Annotated in this window: 12 protein-coding genes and 1 pseudogene; 10 read left to right on the top strand and 3 right to left on the bottom strand. The window is 61.6% G+C overall.

The features are described from left to right. Nucleotides 1-4: 4 nt before the first annotated feature. From rplI to PFLQ2_RS02840, 9 genes and pseudogenes are all read left to right on the top strand, one after another. Nucleotides 5-451 (top strand): 50S ribosomal protein L9, encoded by a 447-nt coding sequence (rplI, locus tag PFLQ2_RS02800; RefSeq protein WP_003186385.1) that lies wholly within the window; start codon nt 5-7, stop codon nt 449-451. 136 nt (nt 452-587) lie between these two features. Beyond that, nucleotides 588-1,985 carry a replicative DNA helicase gene (gene dnaB, locus PFLQ2_RS02805; protein WP_003186384.1) on the top strand — a complete coding sequence of 466 codons (1,398 nt, stop codon included), beginning with the start codon at nt 588-590 and terminating at the stop codon, nt 1,983-1,985. A gap of 202 nt (nt 1,986-2,187) precedes the next feature. Further along, complete coding sequence (locus tag PFLQ2_RS02810) at nt 2,188-4,488, top strand: YgiQ family radical SAM protein (protein ID WP_003186382.1); 2,301 nt, start codon at nt 2,188-2,190, stop codon at nt 4,486-4,488. 178 nt (nt 4,489-4,666) lie between these two features. Continuing rightward, nucleotides 4,667-5,596: a hypothetical protein gene (locus tag PFLQ2_RS02815; RefSeq protein WP_003186380.1), complete on the top strand. Its 930-nt coding sequence runs from the start codon at nt 4,667-4,669 to the stop codon at nt 5,594-5,596. Then, nucleotides 5,593-6,054, top strand: a complete 462-nt coding sequence (locus tag PFLQ2_RS02820) for a hypothetical protein (protein WP_003186378.1) — start codon at nt 5,593-5,595, stop codon at nt 6,052-6,054. Before PFLQ2_RS02815 ends, PFLQ2_RS02820 begins: the two co-directional genes overlap by 4 nt. A 175-nt stretch (nt 6,055-6,229) precedes the next feature. Continuing rightward, nucleotides 6,230-9,523 carry a DUF2126 domain-containing protein gene (locus tag PFLQ2_RS02825; RefSeq protein WP_003186377.1) on the top strand — a complete coding sequence of 1,098 codons (3,294 nt, stop codon included), beginning with the start codon at nt 6,230-6,232 and terminating at the stop codon, nt 9,521-9,523. Between the two features lie 226 nt (nt 9,524-9,749). Further along, nucleotides 9,750-12,236 carry a circularly permuted type 2 ATP-grasp protein gene (locus PFLQ2_RS02830; RefSeq protein WP_003186375.1) on the top strand — a complete coding sequence of 829 codons (2,487 nt, stop codon included), beginning with the start codon at nt 9,750-9,752 and terminating at the stop codon, nt 12,234-12,236. Then, nucleotides 12,236-13,128, top strand: a pseudogene (locus PFLQ2_RS02835) (transglutaminase family protein). Before PFLQ2_RS02830 ends, PFLQ2_RS02835 begins: the two are co-directional and overlap by 1 nt. A 130-nt stretch (nt 13,129-13,258) precedes the next feature. Then, the gene (locus PFLQ2_RS02840) at nt 13,259-13,636 is read left to right on the top strand and encodes an NUDIX hydrolase (protein WP_003186372.1); all 378 of its coding nucleotides are present in this window, start codon (nt 13,259-13,261) and stop codon (nt 13,634-13,636) included. 73 nt (nt 13,637-13,709) lie between these two features. On the opposite strand, the gene PFLQ2_RS02845 is transcribed toward PFLQ2_RS02840, so the two are convergent. Continuing rightward, nucleotides 13,710-13,898 carry a hypothetical protein gene (locus PFLQ2_RS02845; RefSeq protein WP_003186370.1) on the bottom strand — a complete coding sequence of 63 codons (189 nt, stop codon included), beginning with the start codon at nt 13,896-13,898 and terminating at the stop codon, nt 13,710-13,712. Between the two features lie 68 nt (nt 13,899-13,966). After that, nucleotides 13,967-14,554, bottom strand: a complete 588-nt coding sequence (locus PFLQ2_RS02850) for a TIGR00730 family Rossman fold protein (protein WP_003186369.1) — start codon at nt 14,552-14,554, stop codon at nt 13,967-13,969. A 341-nt stretch (nt 14,555-14,895) separates the two neighbouring features. Here PFLQ2_RS02850 and azu point away from each other — a divergent pair, with 341 nt between their 5' ends. Then, a complete protein-coding gene (gene azu, locus PFLQ2_RS02855; protein WP_003186366.1) occupies nt 14,896-15,342 on the top strand; it encodes an azurin in 447 nt (148 codons plus the stop codon). A 170-nt stretch (nt 15,343-15,512) separates the two neighbouring features. Here the strand turns inward: azu and nadE are convergent, their stop codons facing one another. Next, complete coding sequence (nadE, locus tag PFLQ2_RS02860) at nt 15,513-16,340, bottom strand: ammonia-dependent NAD(+) synthetase (RefSeq protein ID WP_003186365.1); 828 nt, start codon at nt 16,338-16,340, stop codon at nt 15,513-15,515. Nucleotides 16,341-16,343: the final 3 nt, after the last annotated feature.

Here is a 16,343-nt window from a genome sequence, read left to right as displayed (position 1 = left end):
TCACATGCAACTGATCCTTCTGGAAAAAATCGCCAACCTGGGCAACCTGGGCGACAAAGTAAACGTTAAGGCCGGTTACGGCCGTAACTACCTGCTGCCTTTCGGCAAAGCCACCGCTGCGACCGCTGCCAACCTGGCTGCGTTCGAAGAGCGTCGCGCTGAGCTGGAAAAAGCCGCCGCAGACCGTAAAGCATCGGCTGAAAGCCGTGCTGCCCAACTGGCCGAGCTGGAAGTGACCATCACTGCCACCGCTGGCGACGAAGGCAAGCTGTTCGGTTCGATCGGTACTCACGACATCGCTGACGCACTGACCGCCTCCGGCGTTGAAGTTGCGAAAAGCGAAGTTCGTCTGCCGAACGGCACCATCCGCAACGTGGGTGAATTCGACGTAGCCGTGCACCTGCACGCCGAAGTTGAAGCCACCGTACGCGTTGTCGTGGTAGCAGCCTAAGCAATATCTGTCGGCTGGCACCCTCGGGTGCTAGCCGGTAACATCGGGCACGATCCTGTTTACAGGTCGTGCCCTTTGTCTTTCTGCAATGCCCGATTTTCATAACCCCCTGCGTTTCCCAAAGAATCAAGTGGCCATGAACGAAATCACCGCTCCCGAGCAATACGATCTGCAAACCGCAGCCCTGAAGGTGCCGCCGCATTCCATCGAGGCCGAACAGGCTGTACTCGGTGGCCTGATGCTGGACAACAACGCCTGGGAACGCGTGCTCGATCAAGTCTCCGACGGCGATTTCTACCGACATGACCACCGTCTGATTTTCCGTGCGATCGCCAAGCTCGCCGATCAGAACATGCCGATCGACGTCGTGACCCTGTCCGAGCAATTGGACAAGGAAGGCCAGACATCCCAGGTCGGCGGCCTCGGTTACTTGGGTGAACTGGCGAAAAACACGCCGTCGGTCGCCAACATCAAGGCCTACGCCCAGATCGTCCGCGAGCGGGCGACCTTGCGCCAACTGATCGGCATCAGTACCGAAATCGCCGACAGCGCGTTCAACCCGGAAGGCCGAACCGCCGCCGAAATCCTCGACGAAGCCGAGCGGCAGATCTTCCAGATCGCCGAGGCCCGGCCGAAGACCGGTGGTCCGGTGAGCGTCAACGACCTGCTGACCAAGGCCATCGACCGCATCGATACGTTGTTCAACACCGACAACGCCATCACCGGCCTGTCCACCGGCTACACCGACCTCGACGAGAAGACCAGCGGCCTGCAACCGTCCGACTTGATCATCGTCGCCGGCCGTCCATCCATGGGTAAGACCACTTTTGCGATGAACCTGGTGGAAAACGCCGTGCTGCGCAGCGAAAAGGCTGTCCTGGTGTACTCCCTCGAGATGCCAGGCGAATCGCTGATCATGCGTATGCTCTCGTCCCTGGGGCGCATCGACCAGACCAAGGTACGTTCCGGTCAGCTGGAAGATGACGATTGGCCGCGCCTGACGTCGGCGGTCAACCTGCTCAACGACCGCAAGCTGTTCATCGACGATACGGCCGGTATCAGTCCGTCGGAAATGCGCGCCCGAACCCGTCGACTGGTGCGTGAGCACGGTGAGGTCGGGTTGATCATGATTGACTACCTGCAGTTGATGCAGATCCCCGGTTCCAGCGGTGATAACCGGACCAACGAGATTTCCGAAATCTCCCGCTCCCTCAAGGCCCTCGCCAAGGAATTCAACTGTCCGGTGGTGGCGCTTTCCCAGTTGAACCGCTCCCTGGAGCAGCGCCCGAACAAGCGGCCGGTGAACTCTGACTTGCGGGAATCCGGAGCGATCGAGCAGGACGCCGACGTGATCATGTTCGTCTACCGCGACGAGGTGTATCACCCCGAGACGGAACACAAGGGCATCGCCGAAATCATCATCGGCAAGCAGCGGAACGGTCCAATCGGCTTCATTCGCCTGGCGTTCATCGGTAAGTACACCCGATTCGAGAACCTGGCGCCGGGTAGCTACAATTTTGACGACGATGAATAATCCGTCCGAAACTGCCCTTGTGGCGAGGGAGCTTGCTCCCGCTGGGCTGCGCAGCAGACCCCAGTTGCCCTTGTAATCAAGGGGGTGTGGGATATCCGACTGCTGCGCAGCCGGACGGGAGCAAGCTCCCTCGCCACAATTGGTTATTTTTTGTGCTATATTCCGCGCCCGCGATTTTTCTTCTTTTATACCGGTCATCGACATGCAAGCAGCCAAGCCGTTATTTGACTATCCCAAGTACTGGGCCGAATGTTTCGGCCCGGCGCCGTTCCTGCCGATGAGCAGGGAGGAGATGGATCAGCTCGGCTGGGATTCGTGCGACATCATCATCGTGACCGGTGATGCCTACGTCGATCACCCGTCGTTCGGCATGGCGATCATCGGCCGGCTGCTGGAAGCCCAGGGCTTTCGCGTCGGGATCATTGCCCAGCCGAACTGGCAGTCCAAAGACGATTTCATGAAGCTGGGCGAGCCCAATCTGTTCTTCGGCGTCGCGGCCGGCAACATGGACTCGATGATCAACCGCTACACCGCCGACAAGAAAATCCGTTCCGATGACGCCTACACGCCGGGCGGCCTGGCGGGCAAGCGGCCGGACCGTGCGAGCCTGGTCTACAGCCAGCGCTGCAAGGAAGCCTACAAGCACGTGCCTATCGTGCTCGGCGGTATCGAAGCGTCCCTGCGCCGCATCGCCCATTACGATTACTGGCAGGACCGCGTGCGCAACTCGATCCTGATCGACGCCTGCGCCGACATCCTGCTCTACGGCAATGCCGAGCGGGCGATTGTCGAAGTCGCCCAGCGCCTGTCCTACGGCCACAAGATCGAAGACATTACCGATGTGCGCGGCACGGCTTTCATCCGCCGCGACACGCCACAAGGCTGGTACGAAGTCGATTCCACGCGCATCGACCGGCCGGGCAAGATCGACAAGATCATCAACCCGTACGTGAACACCCAGGACACTCAAGCCTGCGCCATTGAACAGGAAAAGGGTCCGGTTGAAGATCCGAGCGAAGCCAAGGTCGTACAGATCCTGGCGAGCCCGAAGATGACTCGCGATAAAACCGTGATTCGCCTGCCATCGGTGGAAAAGGTCCGTGGTGACGCGGTGCTCTACGCCCACGCCAACCGCGTGCTTCACTTGGAAACCAACCCGGGCAACGCCCGTGCCTTGGTGCAGAAACACGGGGAAGTGGACGTCTGGTTCAACCCGCCGCCCATTCCGATGACCACCGAAGAAATGGACTACGTGTTTGGCATGCCTTACGCACGTGTTCCCCATCCGGCGTACGGCAAGGAGAAGATCCCGGCCTACGAGATGATCCGTTTCTCGGTGAACATCATGCGCGGCTGCTTTGGCGGCTGCACCTTCTGCTCGATCACCGAGCACGAAGGCCGGATCATCCAGAACCGCTCCGAAGAGTCGATCATTCGCGAGATCGAAGAGATCCGCGACAAGGTTCCAGGCTTCACCGGGGTGATTTCCGACCTCGGCGGCCCGACCGCGAACATGTACCGTATTGCCTGCAAGAGCCCGGAAATCGAGTCCGCGTGCCGCAAGCCGTCCTGCGTGTTCCCTGGCATCTGCCCGAACCTGAACACTGACCACTCTTCGCTGATCCAGTTGTACCGCAGCGCCCGGGCATTGCCTGGCGTGAAGAAGATCCTCATCGCCTCCGGCCTGCGTTACGACCTGGCGGTCGAGTCGCCGGAATACGTCAAGGAACTGGTGACCCACCACGTCGGCGGTTACTTGAAGATCGCCCCGGAGCACACTGAGGAAGGCCCGCTCAACCAGATGATGAAGCCGGGCATCGGCAGCTATGACAAATTCAAGCGGATGTTCGAGAAGTACACCAAGGAAGCCGGGAAAGAACAGTACCTGATTCCGTACTTCATCGCGGCCCACCCGGGCACCACCGACGAAGACATGATGAACCTGGCGCTGTGGCTCAAGGGCAACGGCTTCCGCGCCGATCAGGTCCAGGCGTTCTATCCGTCGCCGATGGCCACGGCGACCGCCATGTACCACTCGGGCAAGAACCCGCTGCGCAAGGTCACCTACAAGAGCGACTCGGTGACCATCGTCAAGAGCGAAGAGCAACGCCGCCTGCACAAGGCCTTCCTGCGCTATCACGACCCGAAAGGCTGGCCGATGCTGCGTGAAGCACTGACCCGCATGGGCCGCGCCGACCTGATCGGGCCGGGCAAGGACCAGTTGATTCCGCTGCACCAACCGGCTACCGACAGCTACCAGAGCGCCCGTCGCAAGAACTCGACACCGGCCGGCAGCCACAAGGTTGCCAAGGAAACGACCAAGATCCTGACCCAGCACACCGGCTTGCCGCCGCGTGCCAGCGATGGCGGCAACCCTTGGGACAAGCGCGAGCAAGCCAAGGCAGCCGCGTTCGCCCGCAACCAGCAGGCCGCCAAGGAGCGCAAGGATGCGGCCAAGGGCAAGGGACCGAAGCCTGCGCGCAAGCCTGTCGTGCCACGCTGATTGTAAAACCGCTACGCAAAACGCCAGCCTCAGTGCTGGCGTTTTGCTTTCTAGCGACAGTGCTGGCCGTTTGTTATCGTGGCGGCCGCCGATGCGCGCCACTCCAATACAGCAGGCTCCCTCGCCACAAGGTTCAGTGTGGATAAAATCTCACTCCCAATTCTCAAGGACGATTCACATGAGCAGCGCCCCTTCACCGACCCTTGGCATGGACTTCACGTTCTCGCAATACATGGCTCGCCAGCGCATCGAAAGCCAGGTCAACCTGCCACGCCTGTTTGCAGCCATTGATGCTGATCCGGGTGTTGCGGGGGCGGGAGTGGTGTACATCGACTCCGAATACAACGTCGTGACCCTGCGCGAATTCAAGCCGATTTGCAGCATTGCGCCCAAGCGCATCATCCTGCGCGAGGCAAAAAAATACATCGCACCGCAGCAATTCATCGATCAGGTTAAGAGCAGCCCGCGCGAGTCCAAGCTCGGGCTTGAAGCAACCAATGCCGGCCTGTCCTGTGTCGCCGCGGTGATTGGTTGGGTGGTGGTGTTCAGTGGAAGTGTCGCGGTGCCCTTTACGGCCGGTGCAAGTGCTTTTGTCGTTGCGCTGGGTGCTGCTGCCGCGACGGCCAGTACCGCGCAATGTGTCATCGGCGGAATGCGGGTGGCGAATGAGCTGACCAACCCCACCGGCAACGACGAGATGAATGACGCTGATTGGTACAACATTGTGTCGCCGATCCTTGACGGGGTCTCCCTGGTGGGTGTCGGTGGCTCGGCCCTGACGACTGTCCGGCTGCTCAAGGCCAACAAAGCGGCCGGCACCGGGAAGAGTTGGTATCAGTTGCTCAAGGGCCTGAGTCGGCAGGAACGAAGCAAGTTGACCAAGGAGCTGTTGACGCTGAAGGACCCGAGCCTGACTGCAAAATTGCTCAAGCTTGAACAACGAGCCGGGGCCCTGCCCAAGCGTTATTCATCTGCTGAGATCCGGCACGCGACGCTGACTCAAATCAAGGACTCCCTGGGCGGCGCCCTGGGCGTTATCGGCAGTTACACGGGGGGCGGCCATGTGAAAACGGTTGCTGTCGGATTGTACGAGGAGTTTACGGAATGATCGGCGGCGGGTCATTGAAGAGCTTCCTCGCCCGGTATTTTCCGGTGTTCATGGGCACCATTCTGCTGGGCTGCTTTTCGGGATCAACGTTGCTCGTTCTGGCCGGGACTACCTATTGGCGCGCCCTGGAGCCTTCAATCAGGACTGATTATGTGGGGTTCGGGACCTTGGCTCTGGTCTGCGTCCTGGTGTTGGGCAATCTCATGATTGCCCGCGGGCGTGCTTGGGCGGTCTGGTGCGTGGCGGGTTATTTCCTGGCATGCCTGGCAGCGGTATTGCCGATGCTCGCCTACCGTCCGCATCAAGGCGTCTACGTATTCGCTGTGCTGCTGCCACTGCTGGGGTTGCTGTTGATCAACAGCAAACGCCACCGCGAGATGCGCAGCAAACTCGTGGAAATCCGCCGCCAGCGTGAACTCATCATCCAGGCTGCCAAGACCTCTCGCCCCCGTCGCTGAGCCGATTCCCTGCCGTCGGCGCCGCATTTATGTGCGACCGCCTGCAGATCAATACAGGCATCGCGCGGTTTTAGTGCTCTACTGCCTTGAGTAGATGAGGAAAGTGTCCGGCCTGCCTGCATGGCATAAGTCTTGCGCCGCTTTCGATAACGCCCAGGTTCGCAGGAGGCACGCCGTGTCGATTCATGTCGCATTGCATCACGTCACGCATTACCGTTACGACCGCGCTGTCGAACTCGGCCCGCAGATCGTTCGCCTGCGCCCGGCGGCCCATAGCCGCACGCGCATTCTTTCCTATTCACTGAAAGTCTCCCCCGACCAGCACTTTATCAACTGGCAACAGGACCCTCAGGGCAATTACCTGGCGCGGTTGGTGTTTCCCGAGAAAACTCGGGAGCTGCGGATCGAAGTCGATCTGCTGGCGGAAATGGCGGTGTTCAACCCGTTCGATTTTTTTCTCGAGCCCTACGCCGAAAAGATTCCGTTCGCCTACGCCGCCGACGAGCGCAAGGAGCTGGCGCCGTACCTTGAAACCTTGCCGTTGACGCCCAGGTTCCAGGCTTATCTGGACGGCATCGACCGCACGCCATTGCCGGCGGTGGATTTTCTGGTGGCGCTCAACCAACGCTTGAGCGAGGACATCAACTACCTGATCCGCATGGAGCCCGGCGTGCAGACGCCGGAGCATACGCTTGAGCACGCGTCCGGTTCCTGCCGCGATTCGGCCTGGCTGCTGGTGCAGCTATTGCGCAACCTCGGCTTGGCCGCGCGTTTTGTGTCCGGTTACCTGATCCAGTTGACCGCCGATGTGAAAAGCCTCGATGGCCCGTCCGGTACCGAGGTGGACTTCACCGACCTGCACGCCTGGTGCGAGGTTTACCTGCCCGGTGCCGGCTGGATCGGCCTGGATGCGACGTCGGGGTTGTTCGCTGGCGAAGGACACATCCCGTTGGCGTGTAGTCCTGATCCTTCCTCGGCCGCGCCCATCAGCGGTTTGGTGGAGCCTTGCGAATGCGAATTCAATCATGAGATGTCCGTGGAGCGGGTCTGGGAGGCGCCGCGGGTCACCAAGCCCTACACCGACGCACAATGGCTGGCGATCCAGGCGTTGGGCCGCCAGATCGATGCCGACCTGCTGGAGGGCGACGTGCGCCTGACCATGGGCGGCGAACCGACCTTCGTGTCCATCGATGACCCGGACGGCGCCGAATGGAACACCGCGGCGCTCGGACCGGACAAGCGTCGGCTCTCCGCTGAACTGTTCCAGCGCATGCGCAGCCACTACGCGCCCAAGGGGCTGGTGCATTTCGGCCAGGGCAAGTGGTACCCCGGCGAGCAACTGCCGCGCTGGTCCTTGAACTGCTATTGGCGGCGTGACGGGGTGCCGATCTGGCACAACGCTGCGTTGATTGCCGACGAACAGCAAGACTATGGCGCCGATGGCGAACTGGCGGGGCGCTTTTTGGCGAGTGTCGCCGAGCGCCTGGACATCCCGGCGCGATTCGTGTTTCCAGCCTATGAAGACAATTTCTATTACCTCTGGCGCGAAGGTGCGTTGCCCTCGAATGTCACGGCCGAAGATCCACGCCTGGAAGACGCCCTTGAGCGGGCACGGTTGCGCAAGGTCTTCAGCCAGGGCCTGGATAAAGTGATCGGTCAGGTCTTGCCGCTGGCCCGTACCGCCAAGGGTGACCAGTGGCAGAGTGGCCGCTGGTACCTGCGGGACAACCATTGCCGGTTGGTACCGGGGGATTCGCCCCTGGGCTATCGCCTGCCATTGGCGTCCCAGCCGTGGGTGACGGCGGCTGAGTACCCGTTCATCCACCCCACCGACCCGAACCAGGATTTGCCCGAGCTGCCCGACACCGAGCAACTGGCGCGTCACGGCGAGTCAGCGGACGGGCAGGATCGCGCCCCACAAATCGACGAGTCCGCCGACTGGCTGACGCGCACCGCGTTCTGTGCCGAGGCACGGGAAGGCCGGCTGTACTTGTTCATGCCACCGCTGGAACGGGTCGAGGATTACCTGGAACTGGTCAGCGCCATCGAAGCCACGGCTCAGGAGCTGCATTGCCCGGTGCTGCTGGAAGGTTATGAGCCGCCGAGCGACCCGCGCCTGGGCAACTTTCGCATCACCCCCGATCCGGGCGTGATCGAGGTCAACGTGCAGCCGTCGGCGACGTGGGATGAGCTGGTCGAGCGCACCGAATTTCTCTATGAGCAGGCACGACAGACCCGGCTGACCACTGAAAAATTCATGATCGATGGCCGGCACACCGGCACAGGCGGCGGTAACCATTTCGTATTGGGTGGTGCGACGCCGGCTGACTCACCATTCCTGCGGCGTCCCGACCTGCTGCGCAGCCTGATCAGTTACTGGCATAACCACCCGTCGTTGTCCTACCTGTTTTCCGGGCTGTTTATCGGCCCGACCTCCCAGGCGCCACGGGTGGATGAGGCGCGCAATGACGCGTTGTACGAGCTGGAAATCGCCTTCGCCCAGATGCCGCAGCCGGGCGAGGAATGCCCGCCTTGGCTGGTCGACCGGTTGTTGCGCAACTTGTTGATCGACGTGACCGGCAATACCCATCGTGCCGAATTCTGCATCGACAAACTCTATTCGCCGGACGGTGCCACCGGGCGCCTCGGTCTGCTGGAGCTGCGTGCGTTCGAGATGCCGCCCCACGCTCGCATGAGCCTGGCCCAACAGTTATTGCTGCGGGCGCTGGTGGCGCGATTCTGGCGCGAGCCCTATGCACCGGCGAAGCTGGCGCGCTGGGGCACCGAGCTGCATGACCGCTTCCTGCTGCCGCACTTTATCGAGCAGGATTTCGCTGATGTCATCCATGACCTGAACGCCGCCGGTTACCCGCTGCGGGCCGAGTGGTTCGCCGCGCACCTGGAGTTTCGTTTCCCCAAGGTGGGCGATTACGCCGTCAGTGGTATCGAGCTGCAACTGCGCCAGGCCCTCGAGCCCTGGCATGTGCTGGGGGAAGAGGGCGCGGTGGGTGGCACCGTGCGCTACGTGGATTCCTCCCTGGAGCGCTTGCAGGTCAAGCTCAGCGGCTTGGCGCCGCAACGCTACCTGCTGACCTGCAATGGCGTGCCGGTGCCCTTGCAACCCACCGGCCGGGTTGGCGAATTCGTCGCTGGTGTACGTTTCCGTGCCTGGCAGCCGGCCAACTGCCTGCAACCAACCATCCCGGTGCATGCGCCGCTGGTCTTCGATCTGCTCGACACTTGGATGCAACGCTCGGTGGGCGGCTGCCAATATCACGTTGCCCATCCGGGCGGGCGCAACTATGACAGCCTGCCGGTGAACGCCAACGAGGCCGAAAGCCGGCGAATGGCGCGCTTCTTCCGCCTCGGCCACACGCCAGGAAAACTTCCGATACCCAGCTTGGCAATGGATGACGAGTTTCCCCTCACGCTCGATCTGCGCCGATTTCAAGGGGCACCCAAGGTGTAAGTGAACCCTGTGGCGAGGGCGCTTGCTCCCGCTGGGCTGCGAAGCGGCCCCAAGACAGCCGACTCCATTTGCCTGACACACCGGGTGGTCAGGTTTCAGGGCTGCTGCGCAGCCCAGCGGGAGCAAGCTCCCTCGCCACAGTCGTCATGTCCGGGTCCAAACACAGCTATCCGGGCGTGACGTGCTGCGCTAGTCTCACCTTTCATTGCCCTCTGCCGAGCTTTCCATGCCTGACCTGCTTGACCGTTACCCGCTGACGACGGGCACCTATCACGAATTGCTGGATAACAGCGGCGCGGTGCGTGTGCACTGGCAGCCGCTGTTCGACCAGTTGCAGCGCAGCACGCCGGCTCAGTTGCTCCAGCGCCAAACCCTCCTGGCCCGGCAGATCCAGGAAAACGGTGTCACTTATAACGTCTATGCGGACCCGAAGGGCGCGGACCGGCCCTGGGAGCTGGACTTGCTGCCGCACATCATCGACGCACAGGAGTGGCGGCAACTTTCGGCCGGCATCGCCCAGCGTGCACGGCTGCTCAATGCGGTGCTGGCCGACTTGTACGGGCCGCAGCGGTTGATCAGCGAAGGACTTCTGCCGCCGGAGCTGGTGTTCGGGCACAACAATTTTCTCTGGCCCTGCCAGGGCATCGCACCGCCGGACGGCATCTTCCTGCACATGTATGCAGTGGATCTGGCGCGCACGCCCGACGGCCGCTGGTGGGTGACGGCGGATCGGACCCAGGCGCCTTCCGGGTCCGGTTATGCGCTGGAAAACCGCATGATCGTTTCCCGCGCATTTCCCGACCTGTATCGCGATTTGAAGGTGCGGCACCTGTCCGGTTTCTTCCGTACCTTGCAGGAAACCCTCGCACGGCAAGCACCCAGCGACGGCGAGCCACCGTTGGTGGTGCTGTTGACGCCGGGTCGCTTCAACGAAAGTTATTTCGAGCATCTCTACCTGGCACGCCAGCTCGGTTACCCGCTGGTGGAAGGCGGCGACCTGACCGTTCGGGACGCCACGGTGTACTTGAAAACCCTCAGTGGGCTGCGCCGGGTCCATGCCATCATGCGCCGGCTCGACGATGATTTTTGCGACCCGCTGGAATTGCGCACCGATTCGGCCCTGGGCGTGCCGGGCTTGCTGGAAGCGGTGCGCCAGGGTCGGGTTCTGGTGGCCAACGCCCTGGGCAGCGGCGTGCTGGAATCGCCAGGCCTGCTGGGGTTCCTGCCGAAGATCAATCAGTTTTTGTTCGGTGAGGAACTGATGCTGCCCTCGATCGCCACCTGGTGGTGCGGTGAGCCGCCGGTGCTGGCCCAGGCCCTGGAAAAACTGCCGCAGTTGCTGATCAAACCGGCATTTCCTTCCCAGAGTTTCGCGCCGGTGTTCGGTCGCGACCTGAGCGAGGAGCAGCGTGGCCAACTGGCGGCGCGCATGCAGGCGCGGCCCTATGCCTATGTCGCCCAGGAACTGGCGCAGTTGTCCCAGGCGCCTGTCTGGCAGGCCGAAGACGGCCAGATCCAGCCCCGGGCCATCGGCATGCGCGTGTATGCCGTGTCCGGGAAGGACGATTATCGAATTCTGTCCGGTGGCCTGACCCGCGTGGCCGCCGAGGCTGACGCCGAGGTGGTGTCGATGCAACGCGGTGGCGCCAGCAAGGACACCTGGGTGCTCGGCGAACAGGCGCCTGGCGGCGAACAATGGACGGCCCAGCGAACCGTCGGCGTCCACGACCTGGTGCGGCGTGACCCGTACTTGCCTTCGCGGGTGGTGGAGAACCTGTTCTGGTTCGGCCGCTACTGCGAACGTTGCGACGACAGCGCCCGGTTGCTGCGCATCATGCTGGCGCGCTATGTCGACGGTGACGATCCCCAGGCGCTGCAATCGGCTGTGGCCCTTGGCGAAAGCCTGATGCTGCTGCCTGACGAAGGTGAGCTGCCGGAGCGCCTGTTGGCCGCGCTGCTGGGGGAGGACTGGTCGTTCAGCCTTCGTTCCAACCTGCAACGCTTGCAATGGGCCGCCTCGCAGGTTCGCGGCAAGCTGTCCCGAGAGAACTGGCAGGCGCTGGTAGAGTTGCAGCGCGAAGCCATGGAGCTGGAAACCGCCGAACCGGATTTCGGCGAGTTGCTGGATTTCCTCAACCGGTTGGTCATGTCCCTGGCGGCGTTGTCCGGATTCGCCCTGGACGACATGACCCGTGATGAGGGGTGGCGCTTTTTGATGATTGGCCGGCGCCTGGAACGCCTGCAATTTCTCAGCAGCAGCCTGGCGGCGTTCCTGCGCAGCGAGGCGGTATTCGACCAGGCCGGTCTGGAGTGGCTGCTGGAGCTGGGCAACAGCAGCATCACTTACCGCTCGCGTTACCTGGCGGTGGCGCAGTTGATCCCGGTGCTTGACCTGTTGCTGTTGGACGAGCAGAACCCTCACGCCGTGCTCTTTCAATTGAAACTGGTGGCCCGTACGCTCAAGCGCCTGAACGATGATTTTGGTGCGCCCCGGGAAACCGCCTTGCCAGAACTGGTGATGCGCCTTTCGCGCTTTGACTTGCGCTGCCTGGAAAACCCATTGTTCGGCGAAACCAGCCTGCGCGCGGCGCTCGATGGGCTGGCCGATCTGTTGCAGGAAGTGGCTGATGTCAGCGGCCAGGTTTCCGATCGCCTGGCCTTGCGCCATTTTGCCCACGTCGATGACGTCAGCCAGCGTACGGTGTCCGTCTGATGAACGCTCGTTACCAGATCCTCCACGACACCCACTATCACTATGACAGCCCGGTTTCCCTGGCCCAGCAGCTTGCGCATCTGTGGCCGCGGCCCTGTGACTGGCAGCGTTGCACCGAGCAACAGTTGCTGATCAGCCCGCAGCCGACCAGCCGTCGCGACGAGCAGGATGTGTTCGGCAACCCGCTGACCCGCCTGGCCTTCGAACGGCCTCACGACGAGTTGCTGGTCAACGCCCGCTTGAGCGTCGAGGTGCTGGCCCGGCCTGAGCTGGATTTCAACGCGTCCCCGGCCTGGGAGACGACGCGTGACGCATTGACCTATAGCGGTCGGCCAGTGGCCGCGCCGTTGTTGGAAGCGTGCCGTTATCGTTTCGAGTCACCCTACGTGCACCTCAAGCGCAGTTTCGTCGAGTTTTCCGAAAGCTGCTTCCCGCCGGGGCGCCCATTGATGATGGGCGTGCGCGCCCTGATGGAAAAGATTTTCGAGGAATTCACCTTCGATGCCGAGGCGACCCAGGTGGCGACGCCGCTGGTGGAGGTGCTGGAGCGACGTCGAGGGGTGTGCCAGGACTTTGCCCACCTGATGCTGGCCTGCGTGCGCTCGCGCGGGCTGGCGGCCCGTTACGTCAGTGGTTATCTCCTGACCCAGCCACCGCCCGGCCAGCCACGGTTGATTGGCGCCGATGCGTCTCACGCCTGGGTCTCGGTGTATTGTCCGATGCTGGGGTGGGTGGATTTCGATCCGACCAATAATGTGCAACCGGCCCTGGAGCACATCACTCTGGCCTGGGGCAGGGATTTTTCCGATGTATCGCCGTTGCGCGGGGTGATCCTGGGGGCGGTAGTCATGATCCCGAGGTGCGCGTGACGGTGATGCCGCTGGAATCGTAAAAAATCCCTTGGTGGGAGCGGGCTTGCTCGCGAAAGCGGACTGACATTCAACATTGATGTCGACTGAACCACCGCTTTCGCGAGCAAGCCCGCTCCCACAGGGTATGCATTGAATTGACGAGGAAGGTTCATGTTCCCGGTTTCCATCAAAGGCGTGCTGCAATCCCCCGAAGGCCTGGTCGTGCTGATGCTCAACGAGCGGGACGAGTGGGAACTGCCCGGTGGGCGGATCGAGCTGGGCGAAACGGCGCCGCAATGCCTGGCACGGGAAATTGCCGAAGAGCTGGCGGTTGAAGTGAGCGTGGGAGAGCCGCTGGATTCATATCTGTTTGAGGTCATTCCCGGCAAACACGTCTTCATCTCCACGTACCGCTGCCAGTTGCTGGGCGGTTTCGTGCCGACGGTCAGTCATGAACACAAGGAAATCGGGCTGTTCGAGCCGGGCCGGTTGCCGGCAAATCTGCCAGTGGGTTATCGCGAGTCGATTATCAAGGCGCTCGAGTTGTGAGGGCCGGCAGCGGGGCTGCCGGCCCTGGACACAAAACCGGGGGGCCGGATCGGATCATCAGGCCCTGGGGGTATCAGGCGTCGGGTGCCTGATCTTTCGTGGTATCGACATCGTCTTCTGCGGCCACTTCGCCCTCGGTATCCGGGGTCAGTGTTGCTTCTTCTTCAGCAGTGGCTTTCTTGCGCTGAAGTTTTTCCTCTTTCTTCTGCTCCTTGGCCAAGTCTCTCTGACGTTTGGCGAAGGAATAATTGGGTTTGGCCATGGGCGATCCTCTGGGGTCGAAGGTGAGGTTGAGCGGCGCGTATTCTGCCCTGTATCGGGGTCGAGCCGTTAGCTGGGTTTTTGTTCGGCCCACTTTGGCTGCACCGACGGTTGCCATTCGTCCAGCGCATCGAGCAGGTTATGCGGTGATTCACTCACTTGCAGCATGTCACGATGCGGCGCGCGGACGAAGCCTTCGCCGACGATATGATCGAGAAAACCGGTGAGTTTGCTGTAGAAGCCGTTCACCTCCAGCAGCCCCAGCGGCTTGCCGTGATAGCCGAGCTGGCCCCAGGTCCAGACTTCGAACAGCTCTTCCAGGGTGCCGAGGCCGCCGGGCAGGGCGATGAAGGCATCGCTCAGTTCGGCCATGCGCGCCTTGCGGGCATGCATGCCGTCCACCACTTCCAGGCGTGTCAGGCCGCTGTGGCCGATTTCCTTGTCTTTCAAGCTTTGCGGGATGATGCCAATGACCTCGCCGCCGGCCGCCAGGGCCGCGTCGGCAACGATGCCCATCAGGCCCACCGCACCACCGCCATAGACCAAGGTCAGCTCTCGCTCCGCCAACGCTCGCCCCAAGGCTTGCGCCGCTTCACGATAGGCTGGATGGGTGCCGGTGCTGGCGCCGCAAAATACACAAACAGACGCAATGGACATGCTTTACTCCGTGATCAGTAACCTCTCCAGAGTAAAGCCTGGCCCGGGTTGCGCAAAGCACTTAAGCCTCGCGCCGGGGTTTTTCATAGGTGCCGCTGGCGCCACAGGCGTAGGCGGCGAGCAGACTGCATAAGAGGCTGTTGAGGTTCATGACGGGCGCTCCAGAGAGGTGATGGGGCCGATCATAGAGAAGGGTCATACGTCTGGCTGGTTGATTGTGTCCATCAGGCTGATAGCCTTAAGTTGTATACAACTTTTGATTCAGGTCATAGGAACTTGTCTCAAATTCAGGCAGTCTTCCCCTTTAAGGAATTTTGTTAACCATGCCTTGGAGATTCACGATGTTCGCCAAACTTGTTGCAGTATCCCTGTTGACGCTGGCCAGCAGCCAACTGATGGCAGCGGAGTGCAAGACCACCATCGACTCGACCGATCAGATGTCCTTCAACACCAAGGCCATCGAAATCGACAAGAGCTGCAAGACATTCACCGTTGAGCTGACCCATTCGGGCAGCCTGCCAAAAAACGTCATGGGCCATAACTGGGTGCTGAGCAAAGAGACAGACATGCAGCCAATCGCCACCGATGGCCTGGGCGCCGGTATCGACAAGAACTACCTGAAAGAGGGTGACGCGCGCATCATCGCCCATACCAAAGTCATCGGTGCCGGCGAGACGGACTCGGTGACCTTCGATGTGTCGAAACTTGATGCCACGGAAAAATACGGTTTCTTCTGCTCGTTCCCAGGCCACATCTCGATGATGAAAGGCACCGTGACCCTGAAGTAATCGCTTGTTGCGTAAAAAAAGCGCCCTCGTGCAGGGCGTTTTTTTGTCTCGTAAATGGCTAAATCCTGTGGAGCGGGCTTGCTCGCGAAGAGGGTCTGCCAGTCGACATTGATGTTGACTGTGCCGACGTTTTCGCGAGCAAGCCCGCTCCCACAGGGTGAGCAATCCAATCAGGGGGCGTAAGGCATTACTCGCTTGTGCTCGGTCTTGCGATAGGTCTCGCAGATGATCCGGGCGGCTTCTTCGCGGATCGGCTGGCCATGCAGGAAGGCATCGATCTCACCGTAGGTCACGCCATGGGCGGCCTCGTCGGGTTTGCCGGGGGACAGGTCTTCGAGGTCGGCGGTGGGAACCTTTTCCACCAGCGATTCCGGCGCGCCGAAGTCCCGGGCGATGGCCCTGACCTGGTTCTTCACCAGACCGCTGAGCGGGGCCAGGTCGCAGGCGCCGTCACCGAACTTGGTGAAGAATCCCATGACCGCCTCGGCCGCGTGGTCGGTGCCGATCACCAGGCCCTGCTCGGCTCCGGCGATGGTGTACTGCGCCACCATACGCATGCGCGCCTTGGTATTGCCCAATACGAAATCCCGCGAGCCCGGTGTCTTGCCCTCGAAGGCCAGGACTTCCTTGGCCAGTGCCTTGACCGCCGGGCCGATGTTGACGGTGTGGCGCTCGTCCGGCTCGATGAAGTCCACGCAGGCTTGTGCTTCGTGCTCGTCGAACTGGGTTTCATACGGCAGGCGAACGGCTACGAACTTGTAGGCCGCGTTGCCGGTTTTTTCCCGTAGTTCGCGCACGGCACGTTGGGCCAGCAGCCCGGCGGTCAACGAGTCGACGCCACCGCTGATGCCCAGCACCAGGGATTTGAGGCCGGAATTGACCAGGCAATCCTGGATAAAGCTCACGCGCCGGGCGACTTCGGCCTTGAGGGCGGCGTCATCGGCGAACGGTGGCTGGACCTTGAGCTGTTCAGCAATCTCACGCTGTACGGCTTGCATGAA

The organism is Pseudomonas fluorescens Q2-87, from assembly GCF_000281895.1.
GTDB classification, from domain to species: Bacteria; Pseudomonadota; Gammaproteobacteria; order Pseudomonadales; family Pseudomonadaceae; genus Aquipseudomonas; species Aquipseudomonas fluorescens_S.
This window is presented reverse-complemented; position numbering and strand designations above follow the sequence as displayed.

Coding starts and splice junctions, on each gene's coding strand:
- rplI (WP_003186385.1), top strand. CDS start 5: ATGCAACTGATCCTTCTGGAAAAAATCGCCAACCTGGGCAACCTGGGC.
- dnaB (WP_003186384.1), top strand. CDS start 588: ATGAACGAAATCACCGCTCCCGAGCAATACGATCTGCAAACCGCAGCC.
- PFLQ2_RS02810 (WP_003186382.1), top strand. CDS start 2,188: ATGCAAGCAGCCAAGCCGTTATTTGACTATCCCAAGTACTGGGCCGAA.
- PFLQ2_RS02815 (WP_003186380.1), top strand. CDS start 4,667: ATGAGCAGCGCCCCTTCACCGACCCTTGGCATGGACTTCACGTTCTCG.
- PFLQ2_RS02820 (WP_003186378.1), top strand. CDS start 5,593: ATGATCGGCGGCGGGTCATTGAAGAGCTTCCTCGCCCGGTATTTTCCG.
- PFLQ2_RS02830 (WP_003186375.1), top strand. CDS start 9,750: ATGCCTGACCTGCTTGACCGTTACCCGCTGACGACGGGCACCTATCAC.
- PFLQ2_RS02840 (WP_003186372.1), top strand. CDS start 13,259: ATGTTCCCGGTTTCCATCAAAGGCGTGCTGCAATCCCCCGAAGGCCTG.
- PFLQ2_RS02845 (WP_003186370.1), bottom strand. CDS start 13,898: ATGGCCAAACCCAATTATTCCTTCGCCAAACGTCAGAGAGACTTGGCC.
- PFLQ2_RS02850 (WP_003186369.1), bottom strand. CDS start 14,554: ATGTCCATTGCGTCTGTTTGTGTATTTTGCGGCGCCAGCACCGGCACC.
- azu (WP_003186366.1), top strand. CDS start 14,896: ATGTTCGCCAAACTTGTTGCAGTATCCCTGTTGACGCTGGCCAGCAGC.
- nadE (WP_003186365.1), bottom strand. CDS start 16,340: ATGCAAGCCGTACAGCGTGAGATTGCTGAACAGCTCAAGGTCCAGCCA.